Genomic DNA, 24,631 nt, shown 5'->3' on the forward strand with positions numbered 1-24,631 from the left:
ATGCCGCGGCCGCAGCCATCACATCGCCTTCAGCCGCTCGACCGCCATCAGCACGCGCTCCGGCGTTGCCGGCGCGTCGAGCCGCGGGCAGGCCGAATAATCCGCCACGCTTGCCACGGCCATCGACAAGGCCTCCAGCACCGAGATCGCCAGCATGAACGGCGGCTCACCGACGGCCTTGGAGCGGCCGATGGTCGGTTCGGCGTTTTCGGCCCACTCGGCGAGCTTGACGTTGAACACTTTCGGCCGGTCGGAGGCGAGGGGGATCTTATAGGTCGAGGGCGCGTGGGTGCGCAGCCGCCCCTTGTCGTCCCACCACAGTTCCTCGGTGGTCAGCCAGCCCATCCCTTGAACGAACGCGCCCTCAACCTGGCCGATATCGATCGCCGGATTGAGCGACTTGCCGACGTCGTGGAGGATGTCGGTGCGCTCGACCATGTATTCCCCGGTCAGCGTGTCGATCGAGACTTCCGAAACCGCGGCGCCATAGGCGAAATAATAGAACGGCCGACCGCGGCCCGCCTTGCGGTCCCAGTGGATGCGCGGCGTCTTGTAGAAGCCGGCGGCGGAGAGCTGCACGCGGTCGTAATAGGCGGCCCGGATGAACGTGTCGAAGGGCACGATCTCGCCGCCGATCCGCAGGCGGTTCGGCAGGAACTCGACCTTGTCGCGGCCGACCTTCCATTGCCGCATGGCGAAATCGATCAGCCGTTCCTTGATCTGGCGGGCGGCGTCATAGGCGGCCATGCCGTTGAGGTCGGTGCCTGACGAGGCGGCGGTGGCGGAGGTGTTGGGCACCTTGCCGGTGGTCGTCGCTGTGATCTTCACCCGGTCGATATCGACCTGGAACGTATCGGCCACCACCTGCGCCACCTTGGTATAGAGGCCCTGGCCCATCTCGGTGCCGCCGTGGTTCAGGTGGATCGAACCGTCATTGTAGATATGCACCAGCGCGCCCGCCTGGTTGTAGGCGGTCATGGTAAACGAGATGCCGAATTTCACCGGCGTCAGGGCGATGCCCTTGCGGATCACCGGGCTGTGCGAGTTGAACTCCAGGATCGCCTGCCGGCGGGCTTGGTATTCGGAGGAGGCTTCCAGCTCGTCGACAACCCTCGCGATGATGTTGTCTTCGACGTCCTGGTGGTAGGGGGTCATCGTCCGGTTCGAACCGCGCTGGCCATAGAAGTTCAGCTTGCGGATCTCGAGCGGGTCCTTGCCGACCGCATAGGCGATCTCCTCGATGATCCGTTCGCCGCCGAGCATACCCTGCGGCCCGCCGAAACCGCGGAAGGCGGTGTTGGAGACCGTATGGGTCTTCAGCGGCTGCGAGGTCAGGCGCACATGCGGGTAGAAATAGCTGGAATCGGCATGGAAGAGGGCGCGGTCGGTGACCGGGCCGGAAAGGTCGGCGGAAAAACCGCAGCGTGCCGCATAGATCGCGTCTACCGCGTGGATGCGGCCTTCCTCGTCGAAGGCGACGTCGTAGTCGACGCGGAAGTCGTGCCGCTTGCCGGTGATCGACATATCCTCGTCGCGGTCGGGGCGGAATTTCACCGCCCGCTTCAGCTTCTTGGCGGCGATTGCCGCGAGTGCCGCGAACTGGTTGCCCTGCGTTTCCTTGCCGCCGAAACCGCCGCCCATGCGGCGGGTCTGCACGGTCACCGCATTGCTGGCGACGCCCAGCACGTGCGCCACCATGTGCTGCACCTCGCTCGGATGCTGGGTGGAGGACCAGACGATCACCTCGTCGTCCTCGCCGGGCATGGCGAGTGCGATATGGCTTTCAAGGTAAAAATGCTCCTGGCCGCCGATATACATGTGGTTCTGGACCCGCAGAGGCGCGTTTTCGATCTCGGTTTCCGGCTCGCCGCGCTTCAGCGTCATCGGTTCGACGACATAAGGCGCGTCGTTTTCGCGGGCGCTGTCGATATCGGTCCAGTGCGGCAGGTCGCGATATTCGATGTTTGCGAGCTTTGCCGCCCGGCGGGCTTGGTCGCGGGTCTCGGCAATGACGGCGAAGATGATCTGGCCGTGGAACTGGACGTTGGTGGTGGCAAGCAGCGGCTCGTCGTGCTGCCCGGTCGAGGCGACGTCGTTGAAGCCCGGAATGTCCTCCGCGGTAATCACCCAGACGACGCCGGGTGCGCTCTTCACCGCCGAAAGATCGATCGAGACGATTTCCGCATGCGCCCGGTCGGCAAGCCCGAGGCCGCCGTGCAGGGTACCTGAGGGTTCCGGAATATCGTCGATATATTCGGCGGTTCCGGTGACGTGCTTATGCGCTGAATCATGTTTCAGCGAGACGTGCATGCGGCCGTTGATGATCGGTTTGGTGTCGAACGTGGTCTTGTCCATCACGCCTCCTCCAGCTCGAACCGGCGGAGTTCCGCAGGCGCTCCGGCGGTTTCGAGGAAGAAGCGGGTGAGCAGGTTGCGGGCGGTGAGGCTGCGGTATTCCGCGCTCGCCCGCCAGTCGGTGAGGGGCTGGTAGTCCTGCTCGAACGCGTCGCGCACGGCCGAGACGGCACCCCAGCTCCAGACCTCGCCGAGGAGCGCGTCCTCGACGTGTTTCGCGCGTTTCGGGGTCGCCGCCATGCCGCCGAAGGCGATGCGGATAGTCTCGACCTTGCCGTCGGCATCGAGCACGAGATGGAAGGCGCCGCAGAGCGCCGAGATGTCCTCGTCGCGGCGCTTGGAGATCTTGTAGACCGCGAAATGGCTGCCCTCTGCCGGGCGCGGCACGAAAACCTTCTCGACGAATTCGGTCGGCAACCGGTCCTGCTTGCCGTAGCTGAGGAAATAGTCCTCGAGCGCAATGGTGCGGCGGCCGGAATGGGAGCGCAGCGTCAGTTCGGCCCCGAGCGCGATCAGAGGCGGCGGAGTGTCGCCGATCGGCGAACCGTTGGCGATATTGCCGCCGATCGTCCCCATGTTGCGCACTTGGCAACCGCCGATCCGGTCGATCAGCCGGCCGAAGGCGGGAATCTCGTCGGACAGCACGTCGAAGGCCTGGGTATAGCTGACGCCGGCGCCGATGGTGATGCCGGTCTCGTCCGATGTGATCGACTGCAGCTCGGTCAGGTGGTTGATGAAGATCACCGGATTGAGGAGCCGCATCTGCTTGGTGACCCACAGGCCGACATCGGTCGCCCCGGCGACGATCGTCGCCTCGGGTTCGTCGGCAAGGATATCGGCAAAGGCGGCGACGGAGGCCGGCACGATCGAGCGGGCGCCATCCTTGGTGATGATGGTCGTGTCGTTGCCAGAATGAATGCCCCAGAGTTTTGCCATGATCTGGATGCGGTCGCGCTCCAGCGGATCGAAGAGCGAGCTCGGCCGGTTGACGGAGATATGCTCGGCCGCCTTGACGATCGGCTCATAGCCGGTGCAGCGACAGAGATTGCCCTGCAGCGCGCTTTCGATATCGGCCCGCGTCGGCGTGCCGTTCGAGAGCCACAGGCCATAAAGCGACATCACGAAGCCGGGGGTGCAGAAGCCGCATTGCGAGCCGTGGAAATCGACCATCGCCTGCTGCACCGGATGTAGCGCGCCGTCACGGCCGGCCAGGTGCTCGACGGTCACCACATGCGTGCCGTGCAGTGACCCTAAGAACCGGATGCAGGCATTGACGCTTTCGTAGCGCAGGCCGTGTTCCGTCAACCGCCCGATCAGCACCGTGCAGGCGCCGCAGTCGCCCTCCGCACAGCCTTCCTTGGTACCCGTCAGCCGCCGCCTCAGGCGAAGATAATCGAGAAGGGTTTCCGTCGGACCGAAATCTCCAAGGGTGACCTCTTCTCCATTCACGATGAAGCGGATGGCTTCGCTCATTTCTCTCCTTCGTCCGCCGTTGCCGGCTTTTGTGTTCCGTTACTGGCCCATCCCGTCATTGGCCAGTTACTGTTCAATTACTGGGCGGTCCAGCCGCCGTCGATCGAGATATGCGTGCCGGTAATGCTCCTCGCCGCATCGCTCGCGAGATAGATTGCGGCCTGTGCGACCTCTTCGATCGCCACGAACTCCTTGGTCGCCTGCAGCTTCAGCATTACCTCGGTCTTCACCTGTTCCTCGGTGATGCCGCGCTCGCGGGCGGTATCGGGGATCTGCTTCTCGACCAATGGGGTCAGCACATAGCCCGGGCATATCGCATTCACGGTAATCCCGAATTCCGCAAGTTCCAAGGCCGCCGTTTTGGTTAGTCCTAAAATACCATGTTTGGCAGCCACATAGGCGGATTTGAACGGCGAGGCGACCAGTGCGTGGGCGGACGCAACGTTGATGATGCGGCCTTTCCCCGTCGCCTTCATCAGCGGGATCGTATGGCGCATGGTGTGGAAGGCCGATGTCAGCAGGATGGCGATCAGCTGATCCCATTTTTCCGGCGGGAATTCCTCGATCTTCGCCACGTGCTGAATGCCGGCATTGTTGACCAGCACGTCGACCTTGCCGAAGGTCTTGGCGGCGGTCGCGATGAGGTCCTCGATCTCGGCGGGCCTGGTCATGTCGGCGCCATGGTAAAGCACCGTGCCGGTCCCAAGCGCATCGAGTTCGCGGCGGGCCGCCTCGATCGCATCGGCCGGCCCGAAACCGTTGATGACGACATTGGCGCCCTCGGCGGCGAACGCTTTCGCAACACCGAGCCCGATGCCGCTTGTGGAGCCGGTGACGACGACGGTTCTGCTCATGCCCAAATCTCCCTGCGATCCAGCTTTCCTGGGCGGCGTTCTTGTGCGCCGCAACGATCGCGGCAGGTTATGCGCAAATTCCGCGTTCTGGCAATCGGCATCGTCATGGGCGCCGTTGCCGCGAAAGCAACGTTCAGTCGAGAGGACGAGGAACATTCGGACGATCGTCCGGTTAGGTCGGCTTCCACTAACGAAAAGGACCATCCTATGTTCATGCGCGTCGATAAGCTGCAGGCGGAACTTCCTGTGCCCAAACGGGCCGATCCCAACGCGGCCGCTGCCCTCCAGGAACTCCTGGGCGGCAAATACGGGGAAATGTCCACGCTCGGGAACTACATGTTCCAGAGCTTCAATTTTCGCTCCAAGGAGAAGCTGCGTCCTTTCTACAGCCTTGTCGCGAGCATCACGGCCGAGGAACTCGGCCATGTCGAGCTTGTCAGCAACGGCGTTGCGATGCTCAACAACGGCCCCGACATTCCCGACGGTGACGCGATGCCTGGCGGGGACATTTCCGACGCGCCTTTCGAAGACATGAAGGACATCCGGCTTGCGGCCGCCTTCCTCTCCGGTGCCGGCGGCGCGATGCCGGTCAACAGCAACGGCGTCTCCTGGAATAACGACTTCATCACCACGACCGGCAATGTCGTGCTCGACCTGCTCCACAATTTCCACCTGGAATGCGGAGCCCGCCTGCACAAGCTGCGCGTCTATGAAACGCTTTCCGACCCGACCGGCCGCGAGGTGTGCGGTTACCTTCTCGTCCGCGGCTCGGTTCACGCGCATGCCTATGCGCTGGCGCTGAAGAAGATCACGGGTGTGGAGATCGAGAAATTCCTGCCGACGCCGAACATTCCGCTCGCCAACATTCCGGAATGCCAAAAGTATCTGGACGAAGGTTCTCACCGGCGCCTCTACACGTTCAGCCCGGGCGACTACCAGGAAATGGCGGGCATCTGGGGCAATGGCGAAGTCGCCCTGCCGCTCGACCCGCCCGGCGAACTCGAAGTCGTCGACGGGATGCCGGAGGGCGGCAAGATCCACCAGCTCGTCGGAGTGCCCTCCGCATTCACGCCGGACTACGCGCCCGAGGAGATGTTCGAGATCGCCCAGAAGCTTTACAAAAAATCGCGGTGATCTCTGCCGACGACTTCTGCCATGGGGGCACGCAAACAGCGCGTCCCCTTTTTCAAGACTCTCCATTTCCGTTTGACACTCCTTCGTTCCTTCTGCTCAAACCGTCCGGGCGCATTGCATGGACTGGGAGGAGCGGCATGGCGGGTTATGTTCTGGCGATCGATCAAGGGACGACTTCGACGCGGGCGATCGTGTTCGACGGCGACATGCGGATCGCCGGCATCGGCCAGAAGGAATTCACCCAGATCTTCCCGAAATCCGGCTGGGTCGAGCATGATCCGGAAGAGATCTGGGAGACAGTGCTCTGGGCGATCAAGCAGGCTCTGAAGGAAGCAAAGCTCGAGGCGTCCGAGATCGCCGCGATCGGCATCACCAACCAGCGCGAGACGGTCGTCGTCTGGGAGCGCGAGAGCGGCAAGCCGATCCACAACGCCATCGTCTGGCAGGACCGCCGCACCGCCAGTTACTGCGAGAAGCTGAAGCGCCAAGACCTCGAGAAACTGTTTACCCGCCGCACCGGCCTGCTGCTCGATCCTTACTTTTCCGGCACCAAGCTTTCCTGGATGCTCGCCAACGTGAAGGGTGCGCGGGCGAGGGCGGCCAAGGGCGAGCTCTGCTTCGGCACGATCGACACCTTCCTGATCTGGCGCCTGACCGGCGGAAAAAGCTTCGTCACCGATGCGACCAATGCCTCGCGCACCCTCATCTACAACATCGCCGATAACCGCTGGGACGAGGACCTTCTCGAAATCCTGCGCATCCCCGCCGCCATGCTGCCGGAGGTCAAGGATTGCGCCGACGAATTCGGCATCACCGACGAAAGCCTGTTCGGTGCGGCGATCCCGATCCTCGGCGTTGCCGGCGACCAGCAGGCGGCGGTCATCGGCCAGGCTTGTTTCGAACCGGGTATGATGAAATCCACCTACGGCACCGGCTGCTTTGCAGTGTTGAATACCGGCGCCGACATGGTCCGCTCCAAGAACCGGCTGCTCACCACCATCGCCTATCGCCTGAACGGCGAGACGACCTATGCGCTGGAGGGCTCGATCTTCATCGCCGGCGCCGCCGTGCAATGGCTGCGCGACGGGCTCGGCATCATCGAAAGGGCCTCCCAAACCGGTGAGTTGGCGGAAGAAGCCGATCCTCAGCAGGAAGTCTACCTGGTGCCCGCTTTCACAGGGCTTGGGGCACCCTACTGGGATGCGGAGGCACGCGGTGCCATGTTTGGCCTGACGCGTGCGACCGGGCCTGCGGAAATCTCCCGCGCCGCGCTGGAGGCGGTCTGCTACCAGACCCGCGACCTCTACGATGCGATGCAGAAGGACTGGCGCAACGCCAACGGCAGCACGGTGCTGCGTGTCGATGGCGGCATGGTCGCCTCCGACTGGACAATGCAGCGGCTCTCGGATCTGATCGACGCTCCCGTCGACCGGCCAACAATCCTCGAGACGACGGCACTTGGGGCGGCCTGGCTCGCCGGCTCGAAGGCGGGCGTCTGGCCCGACCAGAAGGCGTTCGCGAAAAGCTGGGCGCGGCAGCGGCGATTCGAGCCGCAGATGGACGAAAAGACCCGTGCCTCCAAGATTCGCGGCTGGAAGGATGCTGTCAGGAGGACGCTGACAAATGCCTAAGTCCTTATTTTCAATTAACCATCTTGTTAAAATTAGATTTAAATCTGTAATGCGTCATTTTCGCACCATGTTCGTTGCCATATGTTCGCCGACGACTTAGAGAGGGCGGGCATGTTTCGAATTCAGCAGATTTTGGCTTTCCTTTTGGTGCTTGGCGCCTCTCTGGCGGTCAGCCGTACGGCCGAGGCCGGCTACGCCCATTTCATCTATGATGTGAAGAGCGGAAAGGTTCTCGCGTCGGAAAATGCCGACGAGAGCAACCATCCGGCGTCGCTGACCAAGATGATGACGCTCTACATGACCTTCGAGGCGCTGCGCGAGGGCCGCCTCAAATGGGATCAGGACATCCCGATGACGCCGAATGCCGCGTCCAAGATCCCCTCCAAACTCGGTGTGCCCGCCGGCCGGACAATTACCGTTCGCGAGGCCGTCAACGGCATGATCGTGCGCTCGGCCAATGACGCGGCTGCGACGATGGGCGATTATCTCGGCGGTTCGGAAGACCGTTTCGGGGAGATGATGACCAGGAAGGCCCGCGCGCTCGGCATGAGCCGCACCGTGTTCCGCAATGCGTCAGGCTTGCCGGACGACTCCCAGGTGACCACTGCACGGGACATGGCCCAGCTGGCTCTCGCGCTCATCCGCGACTTTCCCCGGGAATACCAGCTGTTTTCAGCCAGGAACATGGCGTTCCGCGGCAAGCGCCTGCGCGGCCACAACAACCTCATGTATCGCTATCCCGGCATGGACGGCGTCAAGACCGGCTTTACCAACGCTTCCGGTTACAATATCGCCAGCGCCGTCACCATCGACGGCCGGCGGGTGATCGGCGTGGTCATGGGCGGCAAGAGCGCCCGCAAGCGCGACGACCAGATGGCGGCACTGCTCGACCGCTACGTGCCCGGCAACAATGCGGCATCCGGCGGTCTGGTGGCGTTCGAGACCCAGAAACGACCGGCCCAAGACACGCTGCCGCTCGCCTTTGCGACGCCTTCGCCACGCAAGGAGATCACGCTCGGCGTAACGCCCAAGACCGCGATCGCCAACCTCTATGCAACACCCCGGGCCACTGTTCCGAACGCTGCGCCATCCCCGACCGCGTCGTCTCAGACAATGACGTCCCCGCAGCCGGCGGGCTCGGCCTGGCGCATCCAGATCGCCGCAGCCACCAGCCGCGATCAGGCATCCGCGCTGCTCGAAAAGGCAGTGCCGCTGCTCGCTCAGGGGTATGGCCGTGTCACGCCGAGCGTCGAAAGTTCTGCCGACGGCGGCAAGCAAATCTACCGCGCCCGTTTCGTCGGTTTTGCGGATGGCGATTCAGCTACGCGGGCCTGCTCGGTCCTGCAGGCCAAGTCGATCAGTTGCTTCGTGGTGCGATAGGCCGGTAAAGCCCGCCGCCGGATCACCGGCGGCGGCCGGTTTTCGTGGAAGAGGTCAGCCCTTCACCGGCGCGTTCATAGCCCAGGCGACGCCGAAGGGGTCGCGGACCTGGCCGTAGCGGTCGCCCCAGAACATCACCTGCAACTCGGTTTCCACCGTCATGCCGGCATCGACGGCGCGTTTCCACCAGAAATCGATGTCGTCGACCGGCAGCATCATGGTGAAGGCCTGCGGCTTTTCGAGGGGATGGCCGTAGTCCGGATATGGGTCGCAGAGCATCACCGAGCTGCCGTTGATATAGAGATGGATGTGCATCGTGCGGCCTTGGTCATCCACCGGATGAAAGGACTCGATCTCGGCGCCGAGTGCCTTTTTGTAATATTCGGCAGCCTTCATCGCGCCGTCGAGCTGAAGATAGGCGACCACGCCGCCGCGGACGGGCGATTGCGCCTGCTTGTCGTTCGTCTGGGCATTCGCATTCATGATTTTCCCTCCTTGTTCGGATCGTTCTCGTCCATGCCGGACAATACGAGGACGAACGGGAGAAGGAGATGCCGACAGTCGGGTAGGGAAAAATCAATCCCGTCCTGCAAATTCCTTCGCCAAGCCCTCATAGGCTTCCATCGGCGGAAAGGTTTCGTAGGAATGCACGGCCGGCGTCGTCGCCCAGGGCAGTTTTTCGGACGTATATGTCTCGATGAAGGGGACGAACCATTGCGCGTCGTCGAGCATGGTCGGACGCAGGTTGACGAACCAGTCCATGCCGACCGGCCTGGTGAACATCCAGCTCTTGCAGTGCGGGCAGTGGTAGTGGTGGGCGTCGCTGCCATGCAGGCCGCCGATCACCGGCTCGCCTTGCGTCACCGCGAACCCTTCAGAGGGGATCGCGGCGGAGAGCGAGAAGGCGCTGGCGCTCATCTTCTGGCAGCCGGCGCAGTGGCAGGCCATGGTCAGGATCGGCGGGGCGCTGATTTTTAGCCGCACCTGCCCGCAGCGGCATCCGCCTTCCATGGGAAGAGTGGGTTTGGGCATGTTTCTATCTCCATTTTCTCGATGGAATGCTGCCGCTACGGCATCTGGTCAGGCCGGACGCTTGGGAATATCCAGGCCCCGTTGAACGGCAGGCCTTGCCAGCGCGCGCTCCAGCCATTCCGGCACGCGCTTCAGCTGGTCGTATTCGACGAACTCGCCGGCGCCGTAGAAGCCGATCAGATTGCGCACCCAGCCAAGCATGGAAATGTCGGCGATCGAAAATTCGTCGCCCATGATCCAGTCGCGGCCTTCAAGCCGGCTTTCGATGACGCGGATGATGCGGTGCGATTCCTTGGCGTAGCGGTCGCGCGGGCGCTTGTCCTCGATGTCCTTGCCGGCAAACTTGTGGAAGAAGCCGAGCTGGCCGAACATCGGCCCGACGCCTGCCATCTGGAACATGACCCACTGGATCGTCTCATAGCGACTGGCCGGATCCGCGGACATCAGCTTGCCAGTCTTTTCCGCCAGGTAGACGAGGATTGCGCCACTCTCGAACAGCGCCAGCGGCTTGTCCCCGGGGCCGTGCGGATCGAGGATCGCCGGGATCTTGCCGTTCGGGTTGAGCGACAGATATTCCGGACCCCAGGTCTCGTCGGCGCCGATATTGATGAAATGCGGCTCGTAGGGCAGGCCGATCTCCTCCAGCATGATCGAAACCTTCACGCCGTTCGGCGTCGGTGTCGAATAGAGCTGCAGCACGTCCGGGTTCTGGGCGGGCCATCTGGAGGTGATCGGGAAGGCGGAAAGGTCGGCCATATCGGGGTTCCTTGGGAGGCAGAGTTTTTGTTCCCGCGGAATATAGCCACCGGCGCGCGATGCGCCAGTGGCGATCTCATCGAAGTCAGCGGGCGCTGGCCGGGAAAGCCGGCAGCTTGTCGACGTCGTCTGCGTCGTGCTGGATGATGAGCTTTGCGTTCAGCTGCTTGGCGATCCGGTTCATACGCTCCATCGAGGCCAGGCTTTCGGCCCGGTCGATGTTGAAGGGCGGCACGCCGTGGTTTCCGATCTGCTCTTCGAAATGTACGACGTCGCCGGAGAGCAGCACCGGTCCGCTCTGCGGCATTTTGACGAGCAGTGCGGTCTCACCCTTGGTATGGCCGGGCATGGCCAGCATCATCACCGAACCGTCGCCGAACACGTCGCGATCGCCCGAGACCGGATCGATCTTCGCCTTGCCGTCCATCCACGGCTGGACGAGCGCCGGCATGACCCCGAAGGGCAGGGGATTTTCGTGCAGGCTTTCCCAGTCGGCGGCGCCGATCATCAGCGTTGCCTTCGCAAACGTCGAGGCCTGGCCCATATGGTCGAAGTGGTTGTGGCTGATGCCGACGATGCCGATCTGGTCCGGCTTGATGCCGATCTTTGCGAGCTGGGTCGGGATGTCGATATCAAGCGACGGTGCCAGCGGCTGTGAGAGGTCCGCCGTCTTGCCGATCAGGGCGGCCGGCAGACCGGTATCCCAGAGAAGGTAATCGGCGCCGTGGCGGATCACGTAGCAGCTGTCGGTCAGGGTGCGGCTTTCGCCTTTATAAGCGAACGTATCGGAAAAGCTCGACAGGTCCTTGACCACGACCGAGCCGCAATCGAGCCGCCACAGTTCGAGATCGGCTGCGGCCTGGGCGGAGCCGGACAGGGCGAGGAGGCCGACGCCCGCGGCCAGAATGGAAGCGCCAAGGGTGGAAAGAGTGGCTGAGGTCTTCATCAAAAGTCTCCTGCGTTGAAGCCACGCCTTCTGCCTGCTTTCGAGATCCCGTCAGGGCCGGATTTTTAACCGGTTGAGCCCGAAACGCTCACGTGAAGTGTTTTTCATCGTCGGTCCTGCGCTATAGTGCGGCGATGAACCTGATCGTCACTCAGCGCCTGCCCGATCTTTCCCGCCGCCTGCTCGACCGCCTGCGCCCGATGGTGGCGGGGCGGCTAAAGCCCGGCATGAACGCCTATGCGGAGCAGCTGTTCATCTATTGCTGTTTCGACCGGGAAAAGGTGAAGGCGCTCGAGCTCGAAGATCCGATGATCGGCATCGTGCTCTACGGCCAGAAGGAAATCTGGCTCGGCGACCGGACGCATGCCTTCCCGCCGGGCTCCGTCTTCGTGCTGCCGGGCAAGGTGCCGATGGATGTCGTCAACATTCCCGACGAGACGACCGGGTTCTACGTTGCACTGCGCCTCGACGTTCCGTCGCTGCCGGAGGGGATTGCTCCGCTTTCGGCAACGGAGCGACTGGAAGGCGGCGAGGCGGGTTCGTTCGGCGTCCCGCTCGGCGAAGATCTCGTGGAAGCGCTCTGCCATGCGGCGGCAGCGGTCACCGACGGGGCCGTAAGTGAAACGATCAAGCGCCTGAGGCTGACCGAGGTCCTGGCGCTGCTCAGGCCTCTGCCGGAGGCGCGGGCGCTGTTTCGCCAGAGCCTTTCGGAAGAGGTCGCATGGCTGATCGCCACCGCACCCTCCGAGCCCTGGAGCGTCACCGACATGGCGGGAGAGCTAGGTATCGGCGCCTCGACGCTGCGCCGTCATCTCACGGCTGAGGGCACGTCCTTTCGCGCCATTCTGCGCCGCGAGCGCCTGAAGGCGGCCCACAGTGCAATTGCCTCGGGCGCCTCCAGCATCGCGGCGGCGGAGGCGGCGGGTTACGCCTCGCGGTCGCATTTCTCCCGCCGTTTCCGCGAAACGTTCGGCACCAGCCCGACCGGTCGGCGCTGATCCCACAAAAAATTGCTGCGTCCTGTCGGCACCCGCGCTAATCCTTCGTCTTCATTAGGAGAAGGAGCTACGCATGCTTTACGCCATCCTTTGCTACGCCCATGAGGAAACCGTCTTCGCCTGGTCCAAGGAGGAAGAGGATGCCGTCATGGCGAAGCTCATCGAGGTGCAGACGCCCTACGCACAGGCCGGCAAGCTCGGCCCGGTCGGGCGGCTGATGCCGACGACCGCCGCCACCACGGTGCGAAAAGGCAAGGAGGAGCCGCTGGTGCTCGACGGGCCGTTTGCGGAAACCAAGGAAGTGCTGCTCGGTTTCTACACGCTCGAGGCCGAGACGCTGGAAGAAGCAGTCGCCTTCTCGAAGGCGCTTTCGGCGGTCAATCCCGGCTCCAGCTCCTATGAAATCCGGCCCTTCTACGTCTTCCATCCCGGCGAGATCAAGAATAGCGAGACCAAGACATGACAGATATTGCGTGGATCGATCTTGCGCTGACGGCGGCCCGGCCGCAGGCGCTCGGCGCGCTCCTTCGTTACTTCCGCGATCTCGATACCGCGGAAGAAGCCTTCCAGGAGGCGTGCCTGCGCGCCATCAAGACCTGGCCGGACAAGGGGCCGCCGCGCGATCCGACCGCCTGGCTGATCTTCGTCGGCCGCAACAGCGGCATCGACGTGGTCCGCAAGCGCTCCAAGAACGATCCGCTGCCGGAGGAGGAAGCCTTCTCCGATCTGTCGGATGCCGAAGGCGACATGGCCGACCGGCTCGACAACTCCCATTACCGCGACGACATCCTGCGGCTGATGTTCATCTGCTGCCATCCGGACCTGCCGGCGACCCAGCAGGTCGCGCTGGCGCTCAGGATCGTCTCGGGCCTCAGCGTCGCGCAGATCGCCCGGGCCTTCCTGGTCGGCGACAGCGCCATGGAACAGCGCATCACCCGCGCCAAGGCCCGCGTCGCCAAGGCCGGCGTGCCGTTCGAGACGCCGGGGCCTTCGGAACGGGCAGAACGGCTCGGCATCGTCTCATCGATGATCTATCTGGTCTTCAACGAGGGATATTCCGCCGGCATCACCAATCCCGACAGCGCCGCATTCTGCGACGAGGCGATCCGGCTTGCCCGGCTGCTGCTGCGGATCTTTCCCGCCGAGCCGGAGATCATGGGCCTGTTGGCGCTGATGCTGCTGCAGCACTCGCGTGCCAGAACGCGCATCGACAAGGACGGCCAGATCGTGCTGCTCGAGGACCAGGACCGCAGCCGCTGGGACAGCAAGCTGATCAACGAGGCCCTGGCGCTGCTCGACAAGGCGATCCGGCACCGCAAGCCCGGCCCCTACCAGGTGCAGGCGGCGATCTCGGCGCTGCATGCCCGCGCGGCGACGCCGAAGGATACGGACTGGAAGGAGATTACCATGCTCTACGGACTGCTGGAGCGCATCCAGCCGTCGCCGGTCGTCACCCTCAACAAGGCGGTCGCGGTCTCGAAGCTCGAAGGGCCGGAGGCTGCGCTCGACATGATCGCGCCGCTTGCCGACAAGCTCGATGGCTATTTCTATTTCCACGGGGTCAAGGGCGGGCTGATGATGCAGGCCGGCCAACGGCGTGAAGCCCGCGAGGCCTTCGACCGGGCGATTGCGCTTGCCAATTCAGCCGCCGAATGCGCCCACATCCGCCAGCAGATCGACAAGCTCGGTGTTGCCGATACGTAGCCGTGTTAGTCGGTTTGTGTATTGGGGTCCGGAATGGGCGCGCTGCTGAAGCGAAGAAATAATTCTCCGTAGTCATAAATAATATTTTCGCTTTCTAATTTATAGGTTCCCGATGGTACTCGCCTGCAGAGACAAGGTACGGTTGACTCATCTTGCGAGCTAGGTAATTCTATCCATGGTAGTGGGCCATCAGAGATTAGAAATACCGTCAGCCAGTGGGTTGTAGTGCCGGCTGGGGTGGTTCTCACTCAAAAATTCTAGCGCGGGTGAACTCCATGGTTATTCCTCCAGCCAATAATCATCCACAAGGTCTAGTCGACGGAAGAATCAATATAAACAATCTGCTCGGGTTTGGTTTCGGCGTCTTCTTCGTCACCGTCATACTGGTATTCGCTGTGGGATTTCCAAATCCCACGCAGTTTCAATACTACGTTTTTATTGTTGTTCTTTCGCTTGCTGCCGCTGGTGTCGGAGCGATTCTACCGGGTGCTCTTGGAATAGAGTGGGGCGGCGCCATTGCCGGCGTTCCTGTGGTTAAGGCGGGCGGCGCGCTCGGTCTATTTGTTGTGGTGCTGGCGTTCAGTCCGGTCTTGCAGACCGCGGCCGTTCGGTTGGTGGAGCCTACGGTTCCGGTTGAACCCGTTGCCCTTACCTATCTTCAAGCGACCGATACAGGTGACATGCAGACGGCATGGAATCTTATGGATGAAGAAGCCAAAGGTCTGGTCGTGCCGAATGTACAGGACTGGGAAGTCACATACCGAAATTTCCGGGTGCCGCTCGGTTTGCTGGAGTCCCGTTTGCTGGTTGGAACGACCGGAATGAACTCTCCGACGGGTGTGCCCATCGGTCTCTATCGAGGGCTAACTTACAAATCAAAATTCAGTGCCGATGAGGGCCAGTGCCGTGCCGAGGTCGTTGTCTTGCGTGCAACTCAAGACCTGCAATGGAAGGTATTTAGCCACCAAATTTCACCCACACGCATGCCGTGCTGACATATAAGGTCGAAAATGAAGCGCCGTCAGCTACTCAAGTCATTTGCCGCATTGGGAGTGGGCTCTCTCGTGTCTCCGCAGGCCAGTTACGCCTATAGTCGCTGTATGGCCGCAATGAATCCGATGGGGAAGGTTTGCGAATCCGGAGTTAAGCTCCCACGGGTTCAGCACTCCTATCGAGATCAGAAGCTCAATCAGTGGTGCTGGGCTGCATCCATTTCGATGATCTTTGCATTCCACGGGTATCGCGTCTCACAGCGCGAGATCGTCAAGGCTGTCTACGGTCGAGAGGTCAATCTGCCTGCAATGGCCGGTCGCACCATTTCCTCCCAACTCAGCCGGGACTGGGTTGACAATGATGGCCTTGAGTTTTCAGTGGAAATTGAAGGCTTGTATGATTTCGACGCCGGCATCACCGGTTTGACCAATTCGATGATCATCGACGCGTTGAATGATGAACGGCCATTGATTATGGGAACTCGATCCCATGCCATGGTATTGACCAGCATCGCTTATGTTCCCGTCCCTGGAAACCCGCAGATTTTCAATATCGGTTTAGCCGACCCGTGGCCTGGTGCCGGTCTCCGGGGTGCGCGGAATCAGGGAGAATTATATCCCATGCATCTTGGTGGTGATCTGCGCTACTTGGCGCTCCCTAAAGTTGTCTGATGGCTTCAATCGGCCTCCCCAGGCTTAACGATCGCCGGATTCGCACCGGTCTTGGTTGGGGCTGCTGAATTTTCCCAAAAATTTTTCGCGGCGCCTGTCGGGTTTCATCTCAACCACACGTCCTTAGTTCAGCATCGGATGAGATGTTTGTAAAACTCAAGGGAGACAGACAATGACCGCCAACACCGCCAAGCACGCCCTGCAGATCGTCCGCGAAATGGACGTTCCGGCCGACAAGCTCTACAAGGCCTGGACCACGCCCGAACGCATGGGCGAATGGTTCTGCCCGCAGCCGTGGAAGGTGACCGAAGCCCGGGTGGACGTCCGTGCCGGCGGATCGAGCTTCATCCTGATGGAAGGGCCGAACGGCGAAAAGATCCCCAATTACGGGATCTACTTGGAAGTCGTACCGAACAAGAAGCTGGTCTTCACCGACGCCTATACGAGCGCCTGGGTGCCGTCGGAAAAACCGTTCATGACCGCGGTCGTCGAATTCGAAGATCTCGGCAACGGCCGCACGAAATACACGGCAACGGCCTATCATTGGACGGAAGAAGACAAGCAGGCCCACGAACAGATGGGTTTCACGGCCGGCTGGGGCATCGTCGCCGACCAGCTCGAAGAGGTCGCCAGGACCTTCTGAAGCAGAGAGCTGCCGCCCGGGCCAGGCTCGGGCGGTTCACCTCAAGGCGCTTTCGAAATCGATTCAAAAGGTAGCCGGAAGTCTTTGAAAACGGATTCGAATTCCGTCTGACAAGTTACCGGGTGCCGGGGCGCCGGGTCACCCGGGTACGGGGTTCCTCCGGTTCCTGCGGCTGGGGGATCAGCGCTTCCGGTATCGTCAGGCTCGAATAGACGCGGTTGCGGCCGTTCTTTTTCGCCATGTAGAGAAGCTGGTCGGCGGCGTTGAGCTGGTTTCCGAAGGTCTCGCGCTCCTCCATTTCCATGACGCCGATGGAGATGGTCACCGATATGTCCTTGTCCTGCACCGGGATGCTGGTGGTCTGGACGCGGCTGCGTACCTGCTCGCAGAAGGAATGGGCCTGGAAGGCATTGGTATCCTTCATGTAGATTGCGAACTCTTCGCCGCCGAGGCGGGCGGCGAGGTATCGCTTGTCGATGGTCATCTCCTTGAGGGTGCTGGCAAGACGCTTCAGCACCTGGTCCCCGGCCTCATGGCCGTAGGTATCGTTGACCGATTTGAAATGGTCGATGTCGAGGATGGCAACCGCGTCGTTTGCCGGTGCAGGCTCCAGGGGCGGGTTCTTCTCGAAGAAGAAGCGGCGGTTTGCGAGGCCCGTCAGGTGATCTCGCTCCGCCAGGTAACGCAGCCGCTTCAGCTGGGTCAGCGTTTCGACATTGTTGTCGATGCGGCATTGCAGCTCTTCCGGGACGAAGGGACGGTAGATGAAATCCGACGCGCCGGCCTTCAGGAAGCTTGCGGAAAGTCCTCGGTCGGACGAGGACGAAACGCCGATGATGCGCAGTTCGTCCGAAGGCCGGGTTGCGCGAATGCGCCTCGTCAGCTCGTGTCCGTCCATGTCGGGCATGTTGTAGTCGGTGATGACCAGTTCGATCGATGGGTTGTCGGCAAGCATGTCCAGGGCCTCCTTGCCGGAAAGGGCTTCGAGGACACGGAAGTTCTGCCGCTGCATGATCTCGACCAGACCGGAGCGGGCCCATCTCGCGTCATCGACGACGAGAACGGAAAAGGCGCCGTTGGTCAGGATGCGGTTCACGGTCCTGACGACCGTATCGACCGTCGTGTTGTCGCTCTTGACGATGTAGTCGATGATCTTCCGCTCGGTATAGCGGATGGTGGCCTCCGTCTCGGACGTTGCCGTGAAGACGATCGTCGGAAGCGCGTATTCGGCAAGCAGGGCAAGAATCTCGCCGTGGGGCGCGTCAGGCAGATTGAGGCCGGTCAGGGCCAGGGTGAACTTCTGCCCCGCCAGTAGCATGCGGGCTTGAGCCAGGCTCGCACAGCAAAAGGTCCTGCCGGCAGTCTCCCGCTCGATCCGCTGTCGCAGCAAGGCCGAAAGGGCGGCGGAATCCTCGACAATAAGGATGTCATTCGATGATTGCAGGTTCGGAAAGTCCGAGTCGGGCCGATTTCCGGTGCCGTCATTCATTCGATTGCCTAAACGCTGTTCCTGTTGGCCGGGAAGAATATGCCCGATGGATTACCATTCCCTTAGAATCTAAACCTATGTTTGCGTCCAAAATCTCGTAGTCCCGTGTCGGTTGCCAAGTCACGGGGGTCGGCGACGGCCGTCGCCCCGGCACCCATCGATTCCATCGAACGTTCCCTTCGAAAGAATAGCATTTGCGCCAAGCAAGCCCGATAACTATCTGACGGGCATCAACGAATGGATTTTTGCAAGATGGAACTCGGGCTTCATACTTTTGGCGATGTCGATGCCGCGGCGCTGGACAAGGGCGCGGAAGGCGCAAGGCGGATCAAGGATCTGCTGGAGGAGATCGCGCTTGCCGATCAGGTGGGGCTCGACGTGTTCGGGCTCGGCGAACATCATCGCCCCGACTATGTGGTCTCGTCGCCCTCCACCGTGCTTGCCGCGGCAGCGGCGATCACCAAAAACATCCGGCTGACCAGCGCCGTCTCGGTGCTCTCGTCCGACGATCCGGTGCGGGTCTTCCAGCAATTTTCGACCGTCGATCTCATTTCGAACGGGAGAGCGGAGATCATGGCAGGCCGCGGTTCGTTCATCGAATCCTATCCGCTGTTCGGCTACGACCTCGGCGACTATGACGAACTGTTCACCGAAAAGCTCGACCTGCTGCTCGCCATCCGCGACGAGGAGATCGTCACCTGGCAGGGTGAGAAGCGCGCGCCGATCAACGGTCGCGGCGTCTATCCGCGTCCGTTGCAGAAGGAACTGCCGATCTGGATCGCCGTCGGCGGCACGCCGCAATCGGTAGCGCGGGCAGGGGCCATGGGCCTGCCGCTCGCGGTCGCCATCATCGGCGGCGAATATCCGCGCTTCGCCCCCTTCTTCAACCTCTACCGCGAGGCCGCCCGCCGCGCCGGCCAGGATCCGGCCAAGCTGAAGACCAGCATCAACGTGCACGGCTTCATCGCCGATACGACCGAGGCGGCGGCCGACCAGTTCTACGGCCCGCAGGCGGAGGTGATGAACCGCATCGGCCGCGAACGCGGCTGGGGGCCGACCAACCGGGCGCATTTCGACGAGGCGCGCTCGACGCTCGGCAATCTCTTCCTCGGCGAGCCGGAACTGGTGGCCGAAAAGATCATCGCCGCCCACAAGGTGTTCGGCATGGACCGGTTCCTGCTGCAGATGGCGATCGGTCCGATGCCGCATGACCAGGTGATGCGCGGCATCGAGCTCTACGGCACGAAAGTGGCGCCGCTGGTCAGAAAAGAACTGGGGCCATCAGAAAAGAATTGACGGGCTCGGCCGATGGCGCGAAACCGGCGCCTGATCGAGACAGGACGCGTTAGGACGTTAGGCAGACCATGGTTATCTCCACCGAAGACGAACTGGCCAAGCTGAAGGAGATCGGCAGGCTTTGCGCGCAGGCGATGGAGACCATGGCGAAGGCACTGGAGCCGGGCATCACCACCCGCGAGCTTGACGCGATCGGCCGCAAGTTCCTGGAGGACAACGGCGCGCAGTCGGCGCCGGAGACCTGCTACCAGTTTCCGGGCGCCACCTGCATCAGCGTCAACGAGGAAGTCGCCCACGGCATTCCGGGCGATCGGGTGATCCAGGCGGGCGACCTCGTCAATATCGACGTGTCGGCCGTCAAGGACGGTTTCTTCGGCGATACGGGCTCCTCCTACGCGGTGCCGCCGGTGAAGCGCGAGATCGAAAAGCTCTGCCGCGACGGTCGCCGTGCTCTCTGGACCGGGCTGCAGCAGGTCAAGGCCGGCAAGCCGCTTTCCGGCATCGGCAATGCGATCGGGACCTTCGCCAAGAAGAACCGCTATACGCTGATCACCAATCTTTCGAGCCACGGGATCGGCCTGACACTTCATGACGAGCCGAAGGAAATCCCGACCTGGCCGGATCGCCATGAGACGCGTTCGATGGAAGACGGGCTGGTCTTCACCGTCGAACCTTTCCTGTCGCTGGGCGCCAACTGGGCCGAGGACGGCGGCAATGGCGACCCCTGGACGCTTTACAGCGATCCCAAGGCACCCACCGTGCAATACGAGCATACGATCGTCGCGACCCGAAACGGGCCGCTGATCCTGACCCTCGCCGATTGAGCGAAGACTTCTGCCGTTACGGAAAAATGCTGCCGTTACGGCAGATCGGTCAGTTGTGTTTGTTGCCGGCAGACACGGCATCGACACGACGATAGAAGGCGTCGGTACGCTCTGTCTGAAGGTTTCCAAGCATCTGGCGCGTATGGACGCGGGCTGCGCTCTGCAGCAATTGTGCAAAAGCGGCGTAACCGACGGAGTCGGCCTGGCGAAGCTGGGTGATCAACGGATCGACGAGTACTTCGGATAGGGTCAGGTCATGTTCCATGCGCATGCCTCCGCGCCCCGATGGCGATGGGTGAGAGATTGGCTGGCTTTCATGTCAGCAGCAAGACGATTTCCGTCATGCACTGCACCAAATCGTCGCGGCACATGCACGATCGCTTGTATATCGATCCATCATTCCGGTGCATCGCTGCAATGAAAATTCCTTATTTGCCGCGGCCGGGCGCGGCTGCGATAACCGTTCCATGCTGCAGATCAATACGAGTTATTCGCACCGCCCCCTGCTGATCGGCTTTGCCGGCTCGATCGCAATGGCGGCGGCGATGGGTTTCGGGCGCTTCTTCTACACGCCGATCCTGCCCGGGATGATGACGGGAATCCCTCTTTCGGCGGCCGACGCGGGGTATATCGCGGCCGGCAATTTCGCCGGCTATCTCGCCGGCGCCATCCTGTCGGCCTATGGCTGGGCGGCCGGGCGCGAGCGCAAGGTGGCGCTCTGCGGGCTTCTGGCGACCGCGATCCTGCTTGCCGCCATGGCTGCGACGAACTCCGTCGTCGCCTTCACCGTCATCCGGTTTCTGGCAGGGCTTGCGAGCGCGCTTGCGATGATCTTCACCTCGTCGATCGTGCTGCCCTATGCGGTCGGCCGCGACAATGTGAACGTCCTGCATTTCGGCGGTGTCGGGCTTGGCATCGCCTTGTCTTCGGCGCTGGTCTTCGTCGTCAACGCGATGGCCGGCGATGGCGCACATGGATGGCGCATGAACTGGCTTGCCGGTGCGGCGATCGTGCTCGTCGTGCTCGCCGCAGTCGCCTGGATCCTGCCGAAACAGGCGATCGGCACCGGCTCAGTGGTCGAGCCGCCGCTTGAATGGCGCAGGCCGCTGGTGCTGCTCACTGCCTCCTACGGCCTGTTCGGCTTCGGCTACGTGATCACCGCGACCTTCCTCGTCACCATCGCGCGGATCGGCAATGCCGGCCCGATCGTCGAATTCCTGGCCTGGTTCCTGACCGGTTCGGCCGCCGCCGTCTCGCTGATCCTGTGGCGGCCGGTGCTCAATCGCTTCGGGCTCGCCAGGGCCTATACCGCAGCACTCGGGCTGCAGATGGTCGGGGTGCTTGGTTCGGTGATGCTGCCGCCGACCGTCGGGGCGCTTGTAGGAGGGCTGCTGCTCGGCGTCACCTTCATGGTGATCACCGCCTATGGGCTGCAGATCGGCCGGAAACTCTCGCCGGAAAGCCCGCGCCGGGCGCTCGCCTCGGCCACCGCCGCCTTCGGCACCGGCCAGATCATCGGCCCGCTCGTGGCCGGCTGGATCGCCGAAGCAAGCGGCGGCAGTTTTGTCGCCCCGACGCTGATTGCGGCGGCGGCGCTTGTCGTCTGCGTCCTGCTCGCACTCCCGGTTGCGCGCAGCGCCTCCTAATAATCCCACGGTTACAATTACGTAACCACGGAACGCGGCCATTGCCGCTCCCTTGGAACTGCCTTAGTTTCCGGCTCAATAGTCGTTCCGACATCCCGTCGACTCGAACTCAGGAAAGCCCAAGCTCCGTGTTCCACTCATTCTTTCCCCGACCTAAACTGTTCTTTACTTCTGCTGCGATCTGGACACTGATCTGTATTCTTGTCTGGTATACGGTTGGACCGCAGATTGGGGCGGCCGTTGGGTTGCCGCCGCTTGCAGAGGGCGTGCAGCCACCAGTTGGGCTGGGCTTCTTTTTCACATCGGACAATCTTTGGTTCTATTTGTATTTCACGATCTTCGTAGTGCTCTTCGGTTCCACTTGGAAGCTGATCGAGCGGGATCATCCGTGGGCGAACTGGTCAATTTGGGGCTCCGCTTTCATCATTTTTATCGCGTACTTCAGCGTCCAGATATCCGTCGCCGTCAACAATTGGCGTGGCCCCTTCTTCGATCTCCTGCAGCGCGCACTGGCCCGAGAACCGGGCATTACGGCATGGCAGTTCTACGATTTCCAACTCCGCTTCTTCGAGATAGGTTTCGTCGGGGTCGTTCTCAGCGTCGTAACCGCCTTTTTCACCAACCACTACGTATTTCGCTGGCGCACCGCGATGAACGACTACTACATGTCGAAATGGGACAAGCTCCGTCACATTGAAGGAGCCTCGCAACGTGTGCAGGAAGACACAATGCGATTTGCCAATATTCTCGAAGGACTAGGCGTGGCCCTCATCAACTCCGTGATGACGCTGGTGGTCTTTCTGCCCCTGTTGTTCAATATGTCCCAACATGTCAGCGATCTTCCCATCATAGGCGCCATTCCCCATGCGCTTTTCTGGCTTGCCATTATCTGGTCACTGTTCGGCACCGGCCTTCTGGCGCTTGCCGGCATCAAGCTTCCGGGGCTGAATTTCCGTAACCAGCGCGTCGAGGCGGCGTACCGCAAGGAGTTGGTCTATGGTGAGGACCATGTGGATCGCGCCGATCCGGTCACCATACGTGAACTGTTCGGTAACGTGCGGCGCAACTATTTCCGAATGTACTGGCACTATCTCTATTTCAACGTCGCACGTTATTCGTTTGGCCAGTTGGACGCGATCTTTCTTATGTTTATCTTGGTGCCGACTTTCGTCGCCGGCCGTATTACGCTCGGCATCTGGCAACAGATTTCCACCGCCTTCGGCCAAGTCAGTGACAGCTTCCAATATCTTGTGAGCTATTGGTCGACGATCATCGAACTGCTCTCCATCCACAAGCGCCTCAAGGCCTTCGAAGCGGCCATAGACGATCAGCCCCTGCCGACCATCGACCAGCATTACCTGGAGCGGGAAGCCGAAGCCGGCGAGCTGGCGGCCGACAAGCCTTATTGATTTGGGTAACAGGTCTTAGGACAGCATTTTTGGCCGCGCCGGACGTCACCCCGGCGCGGTTTTGGTTTGGGAATGGGGCAGGCGGCGTCGAGTATATGGGAGGTAGGTGGTTTTGCCTGCTCCGACCGGTTCCTGCAGCTTTTCGGGAGTTGTCAGTTCCCGTTCCACCACGTTCGACGGCCGTCACCGGAAACCGGGGTCCGAGAACCCTTGGAGGAGAATGCCGGTTCGCGAACCCGGTTTCCCATCCGATGACGGGTCGATTATGGAGCGGGTTTCGGGAGGCGGGGATGGACGGGGACGTGAATGCGGGTAAGGGGTTGACGAGGCTGGACCGGTTTTCCGCAGACGCGGGAAATCGTCCCCGGCAAAGGACCCCTACAGCCCTGACGCCACCCGCGGTTTCTCCCGTTCGCGGATCAGCCTGATCGCCGCCGAATAACTCACGCAGGCGACGTCTTGCTTGCCGCAGACTTCGGTCACGAGCCGTTCCATTGCCCGCCAATAGGCGCCGCCGTTCATTTCGACGAAATGCAGGCCGATCTGGAGGGGGATGCGGTCGCCGTCATATTCCTTGTCGAAAGCGGCCTTGAAGGCGGAATAGGCGCGCTCCTCGAATTCGGCGGAACTGCTCGGATTGTCGATGCCGCCGGAATGACGGATGAAGAGGTTGTAGTCCATGGCGATGATCGGCCGACCCGCCGGGCCTTCCGGGATAAGCGGCAGCCCGAAGCGGATGAGGCCGCCCTTTTCCTCCGGCATCGTCGGCCCCTTGGTGACGAGGCTGGCGTCATAACGGATGCCGGCCCGTCTTTCGGCTTCGCCCAGGCCGGGACCGATGGAAAAATAGGGAGCGCGGAAACCGGTGATCCCGGTCGCGACGAAATTCTTCCAACCTGGAGGTTCCTCCGATCCGGCGCCGACGGTCTTCCAGGCATCGGTCATCACGTCGTGAAAGGTACTGAACTCGGTGGTCCAATCTGCCGCCGTCCAGTCCTTGCCGTCGAAATGGCCGCAGGTATGGCTGGAAATATCGTGGCCTTCGAGATGCGCCTGCCAGACGTGGCCGAGCCTTTCGCGGGCCTCTGCAGCCGTCTGGGCAAAGCCGATATTCGATTTGCCGGGCTTCTCGTTCGGCCCCTGATAGCTTTTGGCATTGGCGCGCTCGATGACCAGCGTGCAGGAGAGGAAATAGCTGAAGTGGGCATTGGTGCGCCGGGCGAGATCGCGGCTGCGCTGCCAGAGATTGTTGGCGCCGGCGCCGTCGAAGGAGACCATCACCAGCTGTTTCGGGTTGCCAGAGGTATTGTCGGCGGCGTTGGCTGCGACGGGCGCGGCGAGAAGACAGAGGGCGAGGGGGAGGGCAAGCGAACGCATAAGGTACCTGAATCATGGCAA

23 protein-coding genes are annotated in these 24,631 nt (G+C 61.8%); 13 read left to right on the plus strand and 10 right to left on the minus strand.

Annotation, left to right across the window (positions count from 1 at the left end; all coding sequences use genetic code 11):
* Nucleotides 1-18 precede the first annotated feature (18 nt).
* The 3 genes from xdhB to C5J24_RS01065 form a co-directional block, all read right to left on the minus strand.
* Nucleotides 19-2,355: a xanthine dehydrogenase molybdopterin binding subunit gene (gene xdhB / locus C5J24_RS01055; RefSeq protein ID WP_105414932.1), complete on the minus strand. Its 2,337-nt coding sequence runs from the start codon at nt 2,353-2,355 to the stop codon at nt 19-21.
* Entirely contained in the window at nt 2,355-3,827 is a 1,473-nt protein-coding gene (gene xdhA, locus C5J24_RS01060) for a xanthine dehydrogenase small subunit (RefSeq protein ID WP_105414934.1), read from the minus strand. Before xdhA ends, xdhB begins: the two co-directional genes overlap by 1 nt.
* A 77-nt stretch (nt 3,828-3,904) precedes the next feature.
* Entirely contained in the window at nt 3,905-4,681 is a 777-nt protein-coding gene (locus C5J24_RS01065; protein ID WP_105414936.1) for a 3-hydroxybutyrate dehydrogenase, read from the minus strand.
* Between the two features lie 207 nt (nt 4,682-4,888).
* Between C5J24_RS01065 and C5J24_RS01070 the strand changes: the two genes are divergently transcribed.
* The 3 genes from C5J24_RS01070 to C5J24_RS01080 all read left to right on the plus strand — a co-directional run bounded on the left by C5J24_RS01070 (nt 4,889) and on the right by C5J24_RS01080 (nt 8,826).
* Nucleotides 4,889-5,815: a manganese catalase family protein gene (locus C5J24_RS01070; protein ID WP_046635573.1), complete on the plus strand. Its 927-nt coding sequence runs from the start codon at nt 4,889-4,891 to the stop codon at nt 5,813-5,815.
* Nucleotides 5,816-5,952: 137 nt separating this feature from the next.
* Nucleotides 5,953-7,446, plus strand: a complete 1,494-nt coding sequence (gene glpK, locus C5J24_RS01075; RefSeq protein ID WP_105414940.1) for a glycerol kinase GlpK — start codon at nt 5,953-5,955, stop codon at nt 7,444-7,446.
* 120 nt (nt 7,447-7,566) lie between these two features.
* Nucleotides 7,567-8,826: a D-alanyl-D-alanine carboxypeptidase gene (locus C5J24_RS01080; protein ID WP_105416543.1), complete on the plus strand. Its 1,260-nt coding sequence runs from the start codon at nt 7,567-7,569 to the stop codon at nt 8,824-8,826.
* Nucleotides 8,827-8,880: 54 nt separating this feature from the next.
* Here C5J24_RS01080 and C5J24_RS01085 read toward each other — a convergent pair whose 3' ends face one another.
* The 4 genes from C5J24_RS01085 to C5J24_RS01100 all read right to left on the minus strand — a co-directional run bounded on the left by C5J24_RS01085 (nt 8,881) and on the right by C5J24_RS01100 (nt 11,560).
* Entirely contained in the window at nt 8,881-9,309 is a 429-nt protein-coding gene (locus C5J24_RS01085) for a glyoxalase/bleomycin resistance/extradiol dioxygenase family protein (RefSeq protein WP_105414944.1), read from the minus strand.
* A gap of 93 nt (nt 9,310-9,402) precedes the next feature.
* Complete coding sequence (locus C5J24_RS01090; RefSeq protein ID WP_105414946.1) at nt 9,403-9,858, minus strand: GFA family protein; 456 nt, start codon at nt 9,856-9,858, stop codon at nt 9,403-9,405.
* Between the two features lie 48 nt (nt 9,859-9,906).
* Nucleotides 9,907-10,614 carry a glutathione S-transferase family protein gene (locus C5J24_RS01095; protein WP_105414948.1) on the minus strand — a complete coding sequence of 236 codons (708 nt, stop codon included), beginning with the start codon at nt 10,612-10,614 and terminating at the stop codon, nt 9,907-9,909.
* Between the two features lie 85 nt (nt 10,615-10,699).
* A complete protein-coding gene (locus tag C5J24_RS01100) occupies nt 10,700-11,560 on the minus strand; it encodes an N-acyl homoserine lactonase family protein (protein ID WP_105414950.1) in 861 nt (286 codons plus the stop codon).
* A 92-nt stretch (nt 11,561-11,652) separates the two neighbouring features.
* On the opposite strand from C5J24_RS01100, the gene C5J24_RS01105 reads away from it, so the two are divergent.
* The 6 genes from C5J24_RS01105 to C5J24_RS01130 all read left to right on the plus strand — a co-directional run bounded on the left by C5J24_RS01105 (nt 11,653) and on the right by C5J24_RS01130 (nt 16,569).
* Nucleotides 11,653-12,558, plus strand: a complete 906-nt coding sequence (locus tag C5J24_RS01105) for a helix-turn-helix domain-containing protein (RefSeq protein ID WP_245446478.1) — start codon at nt 11,653-11,655, stop codon at nt 12,556-12,558.
* A 73-nt stretch (nt 12,559-12,631) separates the two neighbouring features.
* Nucleotides 12,632-13,021, plus strand: coding sequence for a YciI family protein (locus C5J24_RS01110; RefSeq protein WP_105414954.1), 390 nt, complete (start codon nt 12,632-12,634; stop codon nt 13,019-13,021).
* Entirely contained in the window at nt 13,018-14,262 is a 1,245-nt protein-coding gene (locus C5J24_RS01115) for an RNA polymerase sigma factor (RefSeq protein ID WP_105414956.1), read from the plus strand. The genes C5J24_RS01110 and C5J24_RS01115 overlap by 4 nt, the downstream gene beginning before the upstream one ends.
* Before the next feature lie 275 nt (nt 14,263-14,537).
* Nucleotides 14,538-15,257: a DUF4019 domain-containing protein gene (locus C5J24_RS01120; RefSeq protein WP_105414959.1), complete on the plus strand. Its 720-nt coding sequence runs from the start codon at nt 14,538-14,540 to the stop codon at nt 15,255-15,257.
* Between the two features lie 15 nt (nt 15,258-15,272).
* On the plus strand, nt 15,273-15,926 hold the full coding sequence (locus C5J24_RS01125; RefSeq protein WP_105414961.1) for a papain-like cysteine protease family protein: 654 nt from the start codon (nt 15,273-15,275) through the stop codon (nt 15,924-15,926).
* A gap of 172 nt (nt 15,927-16,098) precedes the next feature.
* Nucleotides 16,099-16,569 (plus strand): SRPBCC family protein, encoded by a 471-nt coding sequence (locus C5J24_RS01130; protein ID WP_105414963.1) that lies wholly within the window; start codon nt 16,099-16,101, stop codon nt 16,567-16,569.
* Nucleotides 16,570-16,684: 115 nt separating this feature from the next.
* Here C5J24_RS01130 and C5J24_RS01135 read toward each other — a convergent pair whose 3' ends face one another.
* Nucleotides 16,685-18,058 (minus strand): diguanylate cyclase, encoded by a 1,374-nt coding sequence (locus C5J24_RS01135; RefSeq protein ID WP_105414965.1) that lies wholly within the window; start codon nt 18,056-18,058, stop codon nt 16,685-16,687.
* 252 nt (nt 18,059-18,310) lie between these two features.
* On the opposite strand from C5J24_RS01135, the gene C5J24_RS01140 reads away from it, so the two are divergent.
* Complete coding sequence (locus C5J24_RS01140; RefSeq protein WP_105400917.1) at nt 18,311-19,354, plus strand: LLM class flavin-dependent oxidoreductase; 1,044 nt, start codon at nt 18,311-18,313, stop codon at nt 19,352-19,354.
* A 68-nt stretch (nt 19,355-19,422) separates the two neighbouring features.
* The gene (gene map / locus C5J24_RS01145; protein ID WP_105414967.1) at nt 19,423-20,178 is read left to right on the plus strand and encodes a type I methionyl aminopeptidase; all 756 of its coding nucleotides are present in this window, start codon (nt 19,423-19,425) and stop codon (nt 20,176-20,178) included.
* 49 nt (nt 20,179-20,227) lie between these two features.
* Here map and C5J24_RS01150 read toward each other — a convergent pair whose 3' ends face one another.
* Nucleotides 20,228-20,443, minus strand: coding sequence for a hypothetical protein (locus tag C5J24_RS01150; protein WP_046632826.1), 216 nt, complete (start codon nt 20,441-20,443; stop codon nt 20,228-20,230).
* Between the two features lie 202 nt (nt 20,444-20,645).
* On the opposite strand from C5J24_RS01150, the gene C5J24_RS01155 reads away from it, so the two are divergent.
* The gene (locus C5J24_RS01155; protein WP_105414969.1) at nt 20,646-21,824 is read left to right on the plus strand and encodes a YbfB/YjiJ family MFS transporter; all 1,179 of its coding nucleotides are present in this window, start codon (nt 20,646-20,648) and stop codon (nt 21,822-21,824) included.
* Nucleotides 21,825-21,952: 128 nt separating this feature from the next.
* On the plus strand, nt 21,953-23,233 hold the full coding sequence (sbmA, locus tag C5J24_RS01160) for a peptide antibiotic transporter SbmA (RefSeq protein ID WP_105414971.1): 1,281 nt from the start codon (nt 21,953-21,955) through the stop codon (nt 23,231-23,233).
* A gap of 378 nt (nt 23,234-23,611) precedes the next feature.
* On the opposite strand, the gene C5J24_RS01165 is transcribed toward sbmA, so the two are convergent.
* The gene (locus tag C5J24_RS01165) at nt 23,612-24,610 is read right to left on the minus strand and encodes a polysaccharide deacetylase (protein ID WP_105414973.1); all 999 of its coding nucleotides are present in this window, start codon (nt 24,608-24,610) and stop codon (nt 23,612-23,614) included.
* Nucleotides 24,611-24,631 lie beyond the last annotated feature (21 nt).

This window comes from Neorhizobium sp. T25_27, from assembly GCF_002968565.1.
Classification (GTDB): domain Bacteria; phylum Pseudomonadota; class Alphaproteobacteria; order Rhizobiales; family Rhizobiaceae; genus Neorhizobium; species Neorhizobium tomejilense.

Bases quoted from the DNA above. Each gene is read 5' to 3' on its own strand.
- xdhB (WP_105414932.1), bottom strand. From the start codon at position 2,355: ATGGACAAGACCACGTTCGACACCAAACCGATCATCAACGGCCGCATG.
- xdhA (WP_105414934.1), bottom strand. From the start codon at position 3,827: ATGAGCGAAGCCATCCGCTTCATCGTGAATGGAGAAGAGGTCACCCTT.
- C5J24_RS01065 (WP_105414936.1), bottom strand. From the start codon at position 4,681: ATGAGCAGAACCGTCGTCGTCACCGGCTCCACAAGCGGCATCGGGCTC.
- C5J24_RS01070 (WP_046635573.1), top strand. From the start codon at position 4,889: ATGTTCATGCGCGTCGATAAGCTGCAGGCGGAACTTCCTGTGCCCAAA.
- glpK (WP_105414940.1), top strand. From the start codon at position 5,953: ATGGCGGGTTATGTTCTGGCGATCGATCAAGGGACGACTTCGACGCGG.
- C5J24_RS01085 (WP_105414944.1), bottom strand. From the start codon at position 9,309: ATGAATGCGAATGCCCAGACGAACGACAAGCAGGCGCAATCGCCCGTC.
- C5J24_RS01090 (WP_105414946.1), bottom strand. From the start codon at position 9,858: ATGCCCAAACCCACTCTTCCCATGGAAGGCGGATGCCGCTGCGGGCAG.
- C5J24_RS01095 (WP_105414948.1), bottom strand. From the start codon at position 10,614: ATGGCCGACCTTTCCGCCTTCCCGATCACCTCCAGATGGCCCGCCCAG.
- C5J24_RS01100 (WP_105414950.1), bottom strand. From the start codon at position 11,560: ATGAAGACCTCAGCCACTCTTTCCACCCTTGGCGCTTCCATTCTGGCC.
- C5J24_RS01110 (WP_105414954.1), top strand. From the start codon at position 12,632: ATGCTTTACGCCATCCTTTGCTACGCCCATGAGGAAACCGTCTTCGCC.
- C5J24_RS01115 (WP_105414956.1), top strand. From the start codon at position 13,018: ATGACAGATATTGCGTGGATCGATCTTGCGCTGACGGCGGCCCGGCCG.
- C5J24_RS01120 (WP_105414959.1), top strand. From the start codon at position 14,538: ATGGTTATTCCTCCAGCCAATAATCATCCACAAGGTCTAGTCGACGGA.
- C5J24_RS01125 (WP_105414961.1), top strand. From the start codon at position 15,273: ATGAAGCGCCGTCAGCTACTCAAGTCATTTGCCGCATTGGGAGTGGGC.
- C5J24_RS01130 (WP_105414963.1), top strand. From the start codon at position 16,099: ATGACCGCCAACACCGCCAAGCACGCCCTGCAGATCGTCCGCGAAATG.
- C5J24_RS01135 (WP_105414965.1), bottom strand. From the start codon at position 18,058: ATGAATGACGGCACCGGAAATCGGCCCGACTCGGACTTTCCGAACCTG.
- C5J24_RS01140 (WP_105400917.1), top strand. From the start codon at position 18,311: ATGGAACTCGGGCTTCATACTTTTGGCGATGTCGATGCCGCGGCGCTG.
- map (WP_105414967.1), top strand. From the start codon at position 19,423: ATGGTTATCTCCACCGAAGACGAACTGGCCAAGCTGAAGGAGATCGGC.
- C5J24_RS01150 (WP_046632826.1), bottom strand. From the start codon at position 20,443: ATGGAACATGACCTGACCCTATCCGAAGTACTCGTCGATCCGTTGATC.
- C5J24_RS01155 (WP_105414969.1), top strand. From the start codon at position 20,646: ATGCTGCAGATCAATACGAGTTATTCGCACCGCCCCCTGCTGATCGGC.
- C5J24_RS01165 (WP_105414973.1), bottom strand. From the start codon at position 24,610: ATGCGTTCGCTTGCCCTCCCCCTCGCCCTCTGTCTTCTCGCCGCGCCC.